We start from the raw sequence: 12,631 nt of genomic DNA, 5'->3' as shown, positions 1-12,631 counted from the left end.
TTAAACAATGGCTGCTGCTCGTAAAACAAACACGCGTAAACGCCGCGTGAAAAAGAATATTGAATCTGGAATTGCTCATATCCGTTCAACTTTCAACAACACGATTGTTACTATCACAGATGTTCATGGTAATGCTCTTTCTTGGTCAAGCGCCGGATCTCTTGGATTTAAAGGTTCTAAAAAATCCACTCCGTTTGCTGCGCAAATGGCCGCTGAAACAGCTGCTAAAGGTTCTATCGAACATGGACTTAAAACTCTTGAAGTTACTGTAAAAGGACCTGGTTCTGGCCGTGAAGCTGCAATTCGTGCACTTCAAGCTGCTGGACTGGAAGTTACAGCAATCAGAGACGTAACGCCTGTTCCTCATAACGGATGCCGTCCGCCAAAACGTCGCCGCGTGTAATTTGTTTGTATAGATTTTGTGTCCCTGTCAATAATGGGTTATGATACAGTTAATTTATAAAACGAATGCACACTCGTTGCCTGAGCACATACGGGACTAAACAATGGGGAATTTCGGATAGAATCAGAGAAATTCTTTCCGGGGTTTCGACGTTTTGAAGGAGGGTTTTATGAAATGATCGAGATTGAAAAACCAAAAATCGAAACGGTTGAAATCAGCGACGATGCCAAGTATGGTAAATTTGTCGTAGAGCCACTTGAGCGTGGATATGGTACAACTTTGGGTAACTCCTTACGTCGTATCCTTTTATCCTCACTCCCTGGTGCCGCTGTAACATCGATCCAAATAGATGGTGTACTGCATGAATTCTCGACGATCGAAGGCGTCGTTGAAGATGTTACAACGATTATCTTAAACATTAAAAAACTTGCACTGAAAATCTACTCTGAAGAAGAGAAGACGCTTGAGATTGATGTACAGGGTGAAGGAGTTGTAACAGCTGCTGATATTACCCACGACAGTGATGTTGAGATTTTGAATCCTGATCTTCACATTGCGACTCTTGGCCAAAATGCGAGTTTTCGAGTTCGCTTAACCGCTCAAAGAGGTCGCGGGTATACACCAGCTGACTCGAATAAGAGAGACGATCAGCCAATTGGGGTCATCCCGATTGATTCCATCTTTACACCTGTTTCTCGTGTAACATATCAAGTTGAGAATACTCGTGTGGGTCAGATTACAAACTATGACAAACTTACGCTTGACGTATGGACAGATGGAAGCACTGGACCAAAAGAAGCAATTGCGCTTGGTTCAAAGATTTTGACTGAACACCTTAATATTTTTGTCGGTTTGACCGACGAAGCTCAGCATGCTGAAATCATGGTTGAAAAAGAAGAGGACCAAAAAGAAAAAGTTCTTGAAATGACTATTGAAGAGCTCGATCTTTCAGTCCGTTCTTACAACTGCTTGAAGCGTGCGGGAATCAATACAGTTCAAGAACTTGCGAACAAAACTGAAGAAGATATGATGAAAGTTCGCAACCTGGGTCGCAAGTCGCTTGAAGAAGTAAAAGCGAAACTTGAAGAACTTGGACTTGGCCTTCGCAAAGACGATTGACTAGTTTCCATGTGAACTAGGATTTTCGTGTGTTTTTTATTTCAGATCGAGTATTTCAATAAAGGAGGGGACACCACATGTCATACAGAAAACTAGGACGCACTAGTGCACAGCGTAAAGCAATGCTGCGTGATCTTACAACAGACTTGATCATCAACGAGAGAATCGAAACAACAGAAGCTCGCGCGAAAGAACTTCGCTCTGTTGTAGAAAAAATGATTACACTTGGCAAGCGCGGAGATTTACACGCACGCCGCCAAGCAGCTGCATACATCCGCAATGAGGTTGCAGATGCAGAGAAAGACCAAGATGCACTCCAAAAACTTTTCTCTGATGTAGCACCTCGTTATGAAGAGCGCCAAGGCGGATACACACGTATTATGAAGCTTGGTCCTCGCCGTGGTGACGGAGCACCAATGGCTATCATCGAATTGGTTTAATCACATATTTTGTGTGTCTAAAGAAGGGCGGGACAGTTTTTAACTGGATCTATGCCCTTTTTTTAGATACCGGGGAATTTTCTATGATAAAAGAATAGTCAGAAAAGCAGAGCTTTAGAGGAGAGGAGGCCGGACGGGCAAATGAATCAAGATCGATTAATAGCTGCAGAGGATATCACGTTTCGCTACCAGAAAGATGCGGACAGGCCTGCGCTTGATCATGTATCTTTCCAAGTGTCGAAAGGAGAATGGCTTGCGATCGTAGGTCACAACGGCTCAGGGAAGTCGACGCTCGCCCGTGCTTTAAACGGACTGATCCTGCCTGACGAAGGATCGATTGAAGTCGGCGGTATTCAGCTGACGGAAGAGACGGTCTGGGATGTCCGAAAAAAAATCGGCATGGTGTTTCAAAATCCGGATAACCAATTTGTCGGGACAACCGTTCGCGATGATGTGGCTTTTGGTTTAGAAAACAACGGAGTTCCAAGAGAAGACATGGTGGAAAGGGTGGATTGGGCCGTTCAACAGGTGAACATGCAAGAATTTCTCGATCAAGAGCCGCACCATCTCTCTGGAGGGCAAAAGCAGCGTGTTGCGATTGCGGGAGTGCTTGCCGCCCGTCCTGACATCATGATTCTCGACGAGGCGACTTCCATGCTCGACCCGATGGGACGGGAAGAAGTGCTGGATACGGTCAGAAGGCTGAAAGACCAGGGAATGGTTACGGTCATTTCGATTACACATGACTTAAACGAAGCTGCTAAGGCCGACCGGATCATCGTCATGAACGGCGGAAGAAAATTTGCCGAAGGCACACCGCAGGAAGTCTTTCGTCTGAATCAAGACCTGATAAAAATCGGGCTTGATTTGCCTTTTTCTTTTCAGCTCAGCCAAATGCTGAAGGAAAGCGGTCTGGCTTTGAAAGGCGATCATCTGACACAAGAAGGATTGGTGAATGAGCTATGGACATTGAAATCAAAGATGTAGAGCACCGATACCAAATGAAAACGCCTTTTGAACGCCTTGCGATCTATGATGTCAACGCCGTGATTAAAGAAGGAAGCTATGTCGCAGTGATCGGCCATACAGGATCGGGAAAATCGACGTTGCTTCAGCACCTGAACGGGCTTTTAAAACCGACAAAAGGACAGATACGCCTCGGCGGGGACGTTCTTGAAGCAGGCAAAAAGAATAAACACTTAAAAGCTTTGCGGAAAAAGGTCGGGATTGTCTTTCAGTTTCCTGAACATCAGCTGTTTGAAGAAACAATTTTAAAGGACATTTCATTCGGCCCGATCAATTTCGGCATGAGCCGGGAGAAGGCGGAAGAAAAGGCGAGGGAAATGCTGAAGCTTGTAGGTTTGGATGAGGAGCTGTCCGACAGGTCCCCGTTTGAACTAAGCGGCGGGCAAATGCGCCGCGTGGCCATTGCGGGAGTGCTGGCGATGGAGCCGGAGGTTCTCGTCCTCGATGAACCGACGGCAGGGCTCGACCCAAGAGGCCGCAAAGAGATCATGGACATGTTCTACAGCCTCCATAAGCAGAGGAATCTGACGACGATTCTCGTCACCCACAGTATGGAAGATGCGGCGGCGTATGCAGATGAACTGATTGTGATGCATAAAGGCACGGTCAAAGCAAAAGGGACGCCGCGGGAGCTTTTTTCAAGGAAAGACGATATCGCTGCCTTTGGGCTTGATTTGCCGGAAACGATTAAATTCCAAAAACGTCTTGAAGAAACGCTGGGCATTACGTTCAAAGCGCCGATCTTGACGATTGAAGAAGCAGCCTCCGAAATTAAAGCTCTTTTTCAGGAGGAAAATGCCCTATGATGGACAATATCATTATCGGCAAATATGTACCCGGGACATCGATCATTCACCGGCTTGATCCGCGTACAAAGCTGTTAACCATTTTCCTTTTTGTCTTTATCGTTTTTTTCGCGAATAATACGGAAACATATGCACTGCTCGGCCTGTTTACGGTCGCAGCCGCAGCTTTGTCGGGCGTTCCGGTGCGATTCCTTTTAAAAGGGATGAAGCCCGTGTTCTGGATTGTGCTGTTTACGTTTCTTCTTCATATTTTTATGACAAGGGAAGGGCCGCTTCTCGCCGATCTCGGCTTGTTTAAAATTTATGAGCAGGGGCTTGTTCAAGGGATTTTTATTTCGCTGCGCTTTGTTTACCTCATCATGATCACAACGATTTTAACATTGACGACGACTCCAATCGAAGTGACCGATGGTTTGGAGCATTTGCTCGGTCCGTTTAAAAAATTAAAGCTTCCCGTTCATGAACTCGCTCTCATGATGTCCATCTCCCTCAGATTTATACCGACTCTGCTCGAAGAGACGGATAAGATCATGAAAGCGCAAATGGCAAGAGGCGTTGATTTTACGAACGGCCCGGTCAAAGAACGTGTCAAAGCGATCGTTCCTCTTCTTGTTCCGCTGTTTGTCAGTGCCTTTAAAAGAGCCGAAGAGCTTGCAACTGCGATGGAGGCGCGAGGATACAGGGGAGGGGAAGGCCGTACAAAATACAGGCAGCTGACGTGGAAATGGAAGGATACTTCCGTGCTCCTCATTTTAGCTGGTCTTGGCGTATTGCTAATTTTATTGCGGACTTAGGTGATAGACGATGAGAATGAAGTGTACGATTTCATATGACGGACACCTTTTTTACGGCTACCAAGTGCAGCCTGGTCAAAGAACGGTGCAGGATGAGCTTGAAAAAGCGCTGCAAACGCTCCATAAAGCGAAGGAGCGTATTCCTGTCGTTTCATCCGGGCGCACCGACAGCGGCGTTCACGCGGTCGGACAGACGATTCATTTTGACAGTCCGCTATCCATCCCTGAGGCGAAATGGCCGTATGCTTTGAATGCCCTGCTGCCTGATGATATATCGGTCCACAATGCGGAAGCTGTGGATGATCAATTTCATGCGAGGTTTTCTGCAAAAAGAAAAGAATACCGGTATATGATTTACAGGGGCAGACATCCGGACGTTTTTAAACGCCACTATGCATACCATGTTCCGTATGACCTTGATATGGAAAAAGTCCAAGAAGCCTCCCGCTTTCTGGTTGGAACCCATGATTTCACAAGCTTTTGTGCAACCAAAACCGAAGTGAAGGACAAAGTTAGAACGGTCTATGAACTCGAATGGTCTGACACAGGGGACGGACTGCAGATGAGGATTGTGGGCAGCGGATTTTTGTATAACATGGTTAGAATCATTGCCGGCACGCTTCTTGATGTAGGAACCGGAAAATTTTCCCCTGGAGACATTGAAAAGATGATTCTTGCCAGAAGCCGCGATGCCGCAGGGCGCACTGCACCGGCGCACGGCTTGTATTTATGGCGTGTTATCTATGACAACTAAACCAGGTGTAACATTTTCTTGACAGAGAGTACAGAAAGTTATAAGATATCATATGGTATGTATTTCAACCCCACGATAAGCCCCGGAAACTTATTGTGTTTTGAAATAGAACGTAATTGAAGTTTATTGAAAATGGCAGATTTATTTAGGAGGGAAATTTAATGCGTACAACACCTATGGCTAACGCAAGTAATATTGAACGCAAGTGGTTAGTTGTTGATGCTGCTGGCAAGACGCTAGGACGTCTTTCTACAGAAGTTGCATCTATCCTTCGCGGAAAACATAAACCAACTTACACACCACACGTTGACACTGGAGATCATGTGATCATCATCAACGCTGAAAAAATCGAGTTAACTGGTAAAAAGTTAACGGACAAAATCTACTACCGTCACACTCAACATCCAGGCGGTTTAAAATCAAGAACTGCTCTTGAAATGCGTACAAACTACCCTGAGAAAATGCTTGAACTTGCGATCAAAGGCATGCTTCCAAAAGGTTCTCTAGGTCGTCAAATGTTCAAAAAATTGAACGTATACCGTGGTTCTGAGCATCCACACCAAGCACAAAAACCTGAAGTTTACGAACTTCGCGGTTAATTAAAAAGGAGGTTACCAATTTGGCACAGGTTCAATATTACGGTACTGGCCGTCGTAAAAGCTCTGTAGCGCGTGTGCGTTTAGTTCCAGGAGAAGGCCGTATCATCGTGAATAATCGTGAAATCAGCGAGCACATCCCATCTGCAGCTCTAATCGAAGATATCAAACAACCATTAAATTTGACTGAAACAGCTGGTACTTATGACGTTTTAGTAAACGTTCATGGAGGCGGCTTATCCGGTCAATCCGGAGCAATCCGTCACGGTATCGCCCGCGCTTTGCTTGAAGCAGATCCGGAATACCGTTCAACTCTAAAACGTGCCGGTCTACTGACTCGTGACGCACGTATGAAAGAACGTAAAAAATACGGACTTAAAGGCGCACGCCGTGCACCTCAGTTCTCAAAACGTTAATATACCAACGTTCAAGCCCTCATCCGGTTACTCGGAAGAGGGCTTGTTTTTTGCTTTAAAATGATTTTTGACCACATTTTGACCACGTTTAAATGAATTTCTCATAATTCCATGTACTTTTTAAATGTTTCGGCCGTTTTTTCTTTTGCGGTTTTCGTGACATGTGTATAGATGTTCATAGTCGTTTGAATTTCTTTGTGACCTAAACGGGCTTGTACTTCTTTAATGGATGCGCCTGCTTCAAAAAGGATCGATGCGTGAGAATGTCTAAAACCGTGAATCGTGATTCTGTGAAGCTTATTTTTAGCGATCATACGGTTTAAGAGGGAAAAGCCTTAGAGGGCGCATATCGCCCCGTATAAGCGCGTATTTAGCTTCTGAGGTGATCCCATTAGATAAGAGTATTTCTTTTTGCTACGTACGCCATTTTGTAAGTATTTGGGCCGTATGATAATCAATCGTAATAATTCGCTTAGAATGATATTTTTTTGTTGTTTGGATGACTTCTTTACCGTCTTCAAAAAACATTGTTTGTTTGATGTTTATTGTTTTCTCTTTTAAGTCAACGTCCCTCCATTCCAAGGCAAGAAGTTCCCCTTTACGCATACCGGTAAAAATAAGAACATAAAACATAACATAATCTTGTTGTTCAAGTTGCGAATGCGCTTTTTCGAGAAAGGTTTTGATTTCGTCCTTTTCCCAAAAGTTCCGTTTCTCTTCTTCCTGCGGTAAAAACCAATATGAACGCCTCCTATGCTCAATTAGTAAATTGCACAAGTTGAAAAGAACGTTTGTTCTGTTTTTGGTGTTAAAGAAAAGCCCTAAAAAGGGCATTTCTTAATTATTGACTTCGATTGTGTGCTTGATGTCTTTTCCAAGAGGCTCGAAATTGTTATCTGTTGGAGCATCAACACGCAGTTCAATGGATTTCAAATCCTTAACAGATGACTTTTTTAAGATATATACATTATGCCCCTCGTTTTTAACTTTGCCTAAGTATTCACCCTCGATGTGTTCAGACAATAACATTTCAGGTTCCAGCTGCTCTTTAGTGTTTGTGACGATTGTGGCTTGTCCTAAATAGAAGTTAACATCTTTTTCTGATGTGTTTTCGCCAGATAGTTCAATTGTGACAGCATTCACTTTCTCACCTACTTTGACACCGAGCAGATCAGCAGTTTCTTCGTTTTTTGGCTCCATTTCTTTCAATTGTACAGCTTTGATTTCGTATTTAATAGGACCTGTAGTTCCGTTTATATTTAGTTTTTTATTAGTATAGACATTTTTCCCTTTGAGGTTTTCGTCTTCCTGTACATCTTCTTTTTTGTTGTCAGTGTCTTTATTTTCGCTTGCTGATGATTCTTTTTTGGTATCATCTTTTTTTGCGGTGTCTTTAGAACCGCACGCCCCTAAAATAATCCCTAAACAGAGCGCAAGGGATAAAATTAAAAATTTCTTCAAGTAAAGCCCCCCAGTTCATTTATATGGTATATCTTTTATCATAGGACAAAACTCCCGCAAATTCAACGGAACAATACCAATTTTGTAAAAAGTTACGTCTGTGATTAATCAGATTTCTTTTTCCCGCCTTCTTTCAGTTGCGCCGTCATGATTTCAAGAGCAGCATCTAAATCTCCTGTGTAAATTCTCCATCAAGGGTGGCAAGGAATGTTTTTGCATTAGATAATCCAAAAGGGGAATTTATAGTAAAAAACGGCAGTCATTTCGAAATGGATACAACGGGGCACACTTGGATCGATTCAACAGGAGTTATATCGATCAGCAGTGGCGAAAGGGTTTCGCTAGGATCAACTGTTCACTTGCCTGCTAAAACTATGTTAGGCGGAAGAGATACCTCAAGCCAATACGAGCAAGCAAGAACTTACAGAGATATATGGCGGATTACAGTATAACCGAATGATTCCGCTGATTATGTAGATGTTCATCTAGGCTCGGATTCTGCCGCCTACGGTTCCACGCAATACTTTTTTCAAGATGAAAACGCCAAAAAAGCTGAAAATATTTTTGCTGTTTTCGCCCAACCATACGGGGGCTATTCTAATGCTTGTACGGCAGGCGTTGAGGCCATGTCTAGCACAGGATTTAAGTGTATGTGCGAGGAACTGGAACATTAACAGGGGGCAGCGATAAGATTATGCGAGTGCTAGTCTGTATGTTTTACGAAGTACCGTAAAAAAAGTGAGGTTTTAAAATGGCTATCGATTATAAAGGTTATTCCTATCACAAATATATGGACGGGGTCGAAATCACCGAAACCGATACGGGGATCATTATAAGCGAATTTTCCTGATCGACGGTGACACAAAACATCATTTTGACGCCGTTTCTATCAGTTTAAATAGAGACGATGAATTCCCGATCTTGTATGAATTGTTCATCGTGAAAGACGCGGAAACCGGAAGCATGAAATACCATCTTGATAAAACATATCTTGAATAGCTGATTGTAAAGCCTTTCTCCAAAGAGAAAGACAGATCAGTCAGAACTTAGAACAGGAAAACGAAAAGCTCAAAAAAGAGCTTCAAGAAGAGCGGATCGGAAATTCACAGGCGGAAGATGAAGTGATAGAAATGAATCAAATCGAAGTAAATAAAGAATATCACGAAAAAAGAGCAGAAGCGGCGAGATAAGCGGCTTTTTTATTTTGTATAAAGGAGTCCATACAATGGATACATTTTATAAAGGTGTCATTGCTGTTGCGGGTGAAATTGCCGGATTTCTTTTTGGAGGTTGGAGCGTGCTGCTTACTATTTTGTCTGTACTTGTGATTGATTATGCAAGCGGTCTGATGGCTGCCGGAATAAACGGAGAAAAGTAAAGTCGGATATATCGGCATTACTCGTAAAGTGTTTATTTTTGTGATCGTTGGGGTTATGGCGAATTTCGGTGGATTTTCGGGACATGAAAGAACGTAAAAAATACGGACTTAAAGGCGCACGCCGTGCACCTCAGTTCTCAAAACGTTAATTTCTGGCGTTTCAAAGGCTCTCAAGACTTTTGTCTTGGGGGTCTTTTTTATTGCTGCCGTCCTACATATGAAGCGGATACCGGAACACGGTTCATCTCCCGCGCCCAGACGGATATTTGTCCGATGTGATGAATTTCATGGGCGATCAAATGCTTTAAAATGTCACTTTGTGTATAGGTATCTTCTGACCAAGACGTTTTGACAGGCTTTTGTTCGGCTGCGCTGGAAAAATGAAAAACCACGCTCTCAACTTCGGGACGATACGCTTCAGAAAACCTGATAATGTGCTGAATCGACGGGTAGTCGGAAAACTCGGGAGTGAAGTCCGGCTTGTCTAAAATGGCATACATCCAGCTCACCTCAACATCGACAATATGAAACAAGTTTTTCAAAATGCTTTCCATACCGCCTGAATGCCTTTTTTCGAGTTCCTCTTGTAACTGATGCAAGCACCATTCAAACCCTTCATTGCGAACCTGCCAATTATATTGAAACAATCCATTCATTGCCTCACATCTCTTTATCTGTTCGGACTTTTCCTTCTCCTGAAAATCGGGCTTCAAACTGCATAAAAGGAAACTGATCAATTGAATTTTCCGGCGTTTATTTTTCATTTTTACTTGAAGCAGATCCGGAATACCGTTCAATTCTAAAACGCGCTCTACTTCTGACTCGCGATGCGAATAAGAACGTACCCGTGCACCTCAGTTTTAAAAACGTAAATATAGCATGTTACATGCTCTCAAATCATTTGATTGGAGGCCACGACGATTGTATAAGATAAGCAGACATAGAAAAGCCTTTAAAAGACGGTTCTCAGCCTTCTGAAAATGTTTTGATTGTGCCTTGGTCCTTTGACCTCTTAGCGGAGCTGTAAACGTTTATTGAGGCTGTTGAGGAGAGGGAGGGCAGCGAGAGGGTATAGCCCCCCGGATGATGTGTGAAAACGGGCTTAAAATAATGGTCCAGCTATAAAAAAAGCAAAAGAACCAATGAGTTCTTTTGCTTTTTCAAAGGGAAGGGGGAAACTTTTTAGTTTCGCACACTCAATCAGTCAATGCTCGATAGACATTTAATACTCCCGCACCGGTGTCTATTTTGTCAGCGTTCCGATCAGCATTTTTTAACAGGATTTTAACAGCCTTGTCTGGTTTGTCATGCAATTGTTTCTGATCAATCAGAAGGGCCAGAGCGCCGGATACTTTTGGGGCCGCGATCGAAGTGCCTATTGAGAATGTATAGGTTACTCCGGGAGCTGCACCGAGAATGTATTCCTGCCTGAACAGTCCTTCTCCGTAATATCGATCCTCGCCCACTTCATTTAAAAGACGGAGATCGCCTCCATCGGCTGCAATGTCGACGACATTTTTTCCATAATTGGAAAAGACGGATCTCATTCCGCTTGGACCTATTGAGGAAACGGTGACGACATTCGGCAATTGGGCCGGAATCAAAATGACTTTGCCGTCTGCCGATAAGTCCTCCTGTTTGGTACTTCGCCAATATTCAAATACGGCATTTTTGTCTTTCAAGTCAAGGCCTTCATTTCCAATTGAGGCTACAACGGCACTGCCCTTTTTATGGGCAAATGAGACTGCTTTTTTAAAAGCTTTAATTTCAGCCAGATCATTCGTATCAGGCATTTGTTTGTTCTTCCGATTTTGTTTTACAAGAAATGTACCGAAGCTGACGTTGATAATATCGACATCATCGATCGCCGCTTGGATGATCGCATCAATAATCCAGACTGTGTCAGCGCTTTTCCCGCCGAATACTCTGTAAGATCTGATTCCTGTTTCTGGAGCGATCCCTTTCATCAATCCATTTGCCGCAATTTGACCGGCTACAAATGTTCCGTGTCCCAGGTAATCTGTGCTGTCGTTTATGTCACCCTTTTCATATGGTTCCTGTCCTCTCAGTCCCCCTTTAGGCACAAAGTTTCGGACGGAGAGGATGTTTTCTTTCAAATCTGGATGGTTCATGTCAATTCCGGAATCAATGATACCCACGATTGTGTTTTTGCTTCCTTCGGTGATTTGATAAGTCTGTCCATTATTAGTCGCTTTTCTCATATCCCATTGGAAGTCGTCCCATAGAGTAGGGGTGCCCCCAAATATCGTCGCCTCCGCCGGAGCAGTGTTATGCAGTGAGGCAGGCTGCATGGCTACAGATTGGTTATGGCTGTTTATATAGTTTATTTCAGCCGCCAATTCTTGAACCTCTTTTTGTCTGCCTTCTATCTGATAAAGCCCGATTTCTTCGACTGAGTATACAAGTTTTATGTTTCGTTCATTAAGTGTCTTCACCCAATCATCGTGATGGGCTGGGCTCTCTAGGTAAATCGTATATCTATCAAGTTGACTGTCATTAGCGGAAGCCTGCCCGGGCAGGGCAAAGATGATCACGACGAGCAGGCACAATAATAATATGTGAATTCGTTTTATGTTCATGATTTTTCCTCCCAGCCTACCATACATGTTGAATTCGCCGAGAAGTTAGTAGTTTTTATTGGCTTTTAGTATCAGGCTATCATGAATAAAAGGTTCTGTTATTCAACTTTTTAATGCTGAGCAGCGAGAAGAGCGCGGTCATCGCGACGCAGACGATAAAAAATACTGCCAGCCTGTCGGTGCCGGCATATACATTTGTCATCCCATAGAGCGGCAGTGCCCATGGATAAAGGACTGGTATCAACGAGTCCGTATTGTTCGAAAAGGCTAAGAAGGAGGGAAAACTTAAGAATATGCTGATCATCAGGGCCGTCCGAGCGGATTTCATTCGTAGATAAAAATAGAACAGGAGCGTTCCGAGACTGGTTGCCCCGGCCGTTCCAAGGATTACGGCCGATAAGTAAGTGCCTATTGGGATTTGGTCCGTATATCCAGAAGCATAGCCAAGGACAATCTGCAAACCGAACATCAGCAATTGTGCGGACAGAATGATGATTACGGTCCAAGCCATCTTGCTTAAAAAGAACACTGTTCCCTTTGCAGGAATCATCAGCAAATGCTCCCAATTGTTTGCTTGTTTTTCATATTTGGACATTGTGCCCGTAATCAGGGAGATGATAATCGGAAAGAAGACCGTACCATAAAACATCTGGGTCATCATCATAAGAATCTGCCAAGAATTCGCCTCATTGTAAACGTACTTTCCAATCATGATTTTTGTATGAATAATCCATCCGTAGATGACAGGCAGGACAACTAGGATAATGATCATCAGCCAGATTTTCATTTTTCTAATTTTGATCCATTCTGCCGAAAACGCCTGCTGAAAGCTTGCCAT

The 12,631-nt window shown here is 43.5% G+C and carries 16 protein-coding genes and 1 pseudogene; 11 read left to right on the top strand and 6 right to left on the bottom strand.

Annotation, left to right across the window (positions count from 1 at the left end; genetic code table 11):
• Positions 1-7 precede the first annotated feature (7 nt).
• From rpsK to rpsI (M1E06_RS20885), 9 genes are all read left to right on the top strand, one after another.
• On the top strand, positions 8-403 hold the full coding sequence (rpsK, locus tag M1E06_RS20925) for a 30S ribosomal protein S11 (RefSeq protein WP_020449874.1): 396 nt from the start codon (positions 8-10) through the stop codon (positions 401-403).
• Between the two features lie 174 nt (positions 404-577).
• Positions 578-1,522: a DNA-directed RNA polymerase subunit alpha gene (locus M1E06_RS20920; protein ID WP_020449875.1), complete on the top strand. Its 945-nt coding sequence runs from the start codon at positions 578-580 to the stop codon at positions 1,520-1,522.
• A 77-nt stretch (positions 1,523-1,599) separates the two neighbouring features.
• Entirely contained in the window at positions 1,600-1,962 is a 363-nt protein-coding gene (gene rplQ, locus M1E06_RS20915; RefSeq protein WP_020449876.1) for a 50S ribosomal protein L17, read from the top strand.
• A gap of 141 nt (positions 1,963-2,103) precedes the next feature.
• Positions 2,104-2,949 (top strand): energy-coupling factor ABC transporter ATP-binding protein, encoded by an 846-nt coding sequence (locus tag M1E06_RS20910; RefSeq protein WP_025810420.1) that lies wholly within the window; start codon positions 2,104-2,106, stop codon positions 2,947-2,949.
• Complete coding sequence (locus tag M1E06_RS20905) at positions 2,925-3,794, top strand: energy-coupling factor ABC transporter ATP-binding protein (protein ID WP_020449878.1); 870 nt, start codon at positions 2,925-2,927, stop codon at positions 3,792-3,794. The genes M1E06_RS20910 and M1E06_RS20905 overlap by 25 nt, the downstream gene beginning before the upstream one ends.
• A complete protein-coding gene (locus tag M1E06_RS20900; RefSeq protein WP_023855906.1) occupies positions 3,791-4,588 on the top strand; it encodes an energy-coupling factor transporter transmembrane component T family protein in 798 nt (265 codons plus the stop codon). The genes M1E06_RS20905 and M1E06_RS20900 overlap by 4 nt, the downstream gene beginning before the upstream one ends.
• A gap of 10 nt (positions 4,589-4,598) precedes the next feature.
• The gene (gene truA, locus M1E06_RS20895; RefSeq protein WP_025810423.1) at positions 4,599-5,342 is read left to right on the top strand and encodes a tRNA pseudouridine(38-40) synthase TruA; all 744 of its coding nucleotides are present in this window, start codon (positions 4,599-4,601) and stop codon (positions 5,340-5,342) included.
• Positions 5,343-5,503: 161 nt separating this feature from the next.
• Positions 5,504-5,941 carry a 50S ribosomal protein L13 gene (gene rplM, locus M1E06_RS20890; RefSeq protein ID WP_003178393.1) on the top strand — a complete coding sequence of 146 codons (438 nt, stop codon included), beginning with the start codon at positions 5,504-5,506 and terminating at the stop codon, positions 5,939-5,941.
• Positions 5,942-5,961: 20 nt separating this feature from the next.
• A complete protein-coding gene (gene rpsI / locus M1E06_RS20885; RefSeq protein ID WP_023855904.1) occupies positions 5,962-6,354 on the top strand; it encodes a 30S ribosomal protein S9 in 393 nt (130 codons plus the stop codon).
• 101 nt (positions 6,355-6,455) lie between these two features.
• Here rpsI (M1E06_RS20885) and M1E06_RS20880 read toward each other — a convergent pair whose 3' ends face one another.
• From M1E06_RS20880 to M1E06_RS20870, 3 genes are all read right to left on the bottom strand, one after another.
• Positions 6,456-6,668, bottom strand: a complete 213-nt coding sequence (locus tag M1E06_RS20880; protein ID WP_025810425.1) for a tyrosine-type recombinase/integrase — start codon at positions 6,666-6,668, stop codon at positions 6,456-6,458.
• Positions 6,669-6,768: 100 nt separating this feature from the next.
• Entirely contained in the window at positions 6,769-7,131 is a 363-nt protein-coding gene (locus M1E06_RS20875; RefSeq protein WP_250635916.1) for a site-specific integrase, read from the bottom strand.
• Positions 7,132-7,191: 60 nt separating this feature from the next.
• Positions 7,192-7,815, bottom strand: a complete 624-nt coding sequence (locus M1E06_RS20870; protein WP_020449883.1) for a glycosyl hydrolase lipoprotein — start codon at positions 7,813-7,815, stop codon at positions 7,192-7,194.
• A gap of 1,225 nt (positions 7,816-9,040) precedes the next feature.
• Between M1E06_RS20870 and M1E06_RS20865 the strand changes: the two genes are divergently transcribed.
• Positions 9,041-9,193 carry a phage holin family protein gene (locus M1E06_RS20865; RefSeq protein WP_223254888.1) on the top strand — a complete coding sequence of 51 codons (153 nt, stop codon included), beginning with the start codon at positions 9,041-9,043 and terminating at the stop codon, positions 9,191-9,193.
• An 83-nt stretch (positions 9,194-9,276) separates the two neighbouring features.
• Positions 9,277-9,342: pseudogene (rpsI, locus tag M1E06_RS20860) on the top strand (30S ribosomal protein S9); the annotation flags it as partial.
• A gap of 48 nt (positions 9,343-9,390) precedes the next feature.
• On the opposite strand, the gene M1E06_RS20855 reads toward rpsI (M1E06_RS20860), so the two are convergent.
• The 3 genes from M1E06_RS20855 to M1E06_RS20845 form a co-directional block, all read right to left on the bottom strand.
• A complete protein-coding gene (locus M1E06_RS20855; protein ID WP_020449884.1) occupies positions 9,391-9,849 on the bottom strand; it encodes a DinB family protein in 459 nt (152 codons plus the stop codon).
• Positions 9,850-10,389: 540 nt separating this feature from the next.
• Positions 10,390-11,793, bottom strand: coding sequence for a S8 family peptidase (locus M1E06_RS20850; protein ID WP_033155051.1), 1,404 nt, complete (start codon positions 11,791-11,793; stop codon positions 10,390-10,392).
• Between the two features lie 79 nt (positions 11,794-11,872).
• A complete protein-coding gene (locus M1E06_RS20845) occupies positions 11,873-12,631 on the bottom strand; it encodes an ABC transporter permease (RefSeq protein ID WP_020449886.1) in 759 nt (252 codons plus the stop codon).

It is taken from the genome of Bacillus sp. AK124 (genome assembly GCF_053903085.1).
Note: the sequence above shows the minus strand (reverse complement) of the source record. Positions and strands in the feature narration are given on the sequence as shown.

What these genes read in the sequence shown, in the direction of transcription:
- rplM (WP_003178393.1), top strand. Translation starts at nt 5,504, where the DNA reads ATGCGTACAACACCTATGGCTAACGCAAGTAATATTGAACGCAAGTGG.
- rplQ (WP_020449876.1), top strand. Translation starts at nt 1,600, where the DNA reads ATGTCATACAGAAAACTAGGACGCACTAGTGCACAGCGTAAAGCAATG.
- M1E06_RS20900 (WP_023855906.1), top strand. Translation starts at nt 3,791, where the DNA reads ATGATGGACAATATCATTATCGGCAAATATGTACCCGGGACATCGATC.
- M1E06_RS20865 (WP_223254888.1), top strand. Translation starts at nt 9,041, where the DNA reads ATGGATACATTTTATAAAGGTGTCATTGCTGTTGCGGGTGAAATTGCC.
- rpsK (WP_020449874.1), top strand. Translation starts at nt 8, where the DNA reads ATGGCTGCTGCTCGTAAAACAAACACGCGTAAACGCCGCGTGAAAAAG.
- truA (WP_025810423.1), top strand. Translation starts at nt 4,599, where the DNA reads ATGAGAATGAAGTGTACGATTTCATATGACGGACACCTTTTTTACGGC.
- M1E06_RS20845 (WP_020449886.1), bottom strand. Translation starts at nt 12,631, where the DNA reads ATGGCAAGCTTTCAGCAGGCGTTTTCGGCAGAATGGATCAAAATTAGA.
- M1E06_RS20850 (WP_033155051.1), bottom strand. Translation starts at nt 11,793, where the DNA reads ATGAACATAAAACGAATTCACATATTATTATTGTGCCTGCTCGTCGTG.
- M1E06_RS20855 (WP_020449884.1), bottom strand. Translation starts at nt 9,849, where the DNA reads ATGAATGGATTGTTTCAATATAATTGGCAGGTTCGCAATGAAGGGTTT.
- M1E06_RS20920 (WP_020449875.1), top strand. Translation starts at nt 578, where the DNA reads ATGATCGAGATTGAAAAACCAAAAATCGAAACGGTTGAAATCAGCGAC.
- M1E06_RS20880 (WP_025810425.1), bottom strand. Translation starts at nt 6,668, where the DNA reads ATGATCGCTAAAAATAAGCTTCACAGAATCACGATTCACGGTTTTAGA.
- M1E06_RS20910 (WP_025810420.1), top strand. Translation starts at nt 2,104, where the DNA reads ATGAATCAAGATCGATTAATAGCTGCAGAGGATATCACGTTTCGCTAC.
- M1E06_RS20905 (WP_020449878.1), top strand. Translation starts at nt 2,925, where the DNA reads ATGGACATTGAAATCAAAGATGTAGAGCACCGATACCAAATGAAAACG.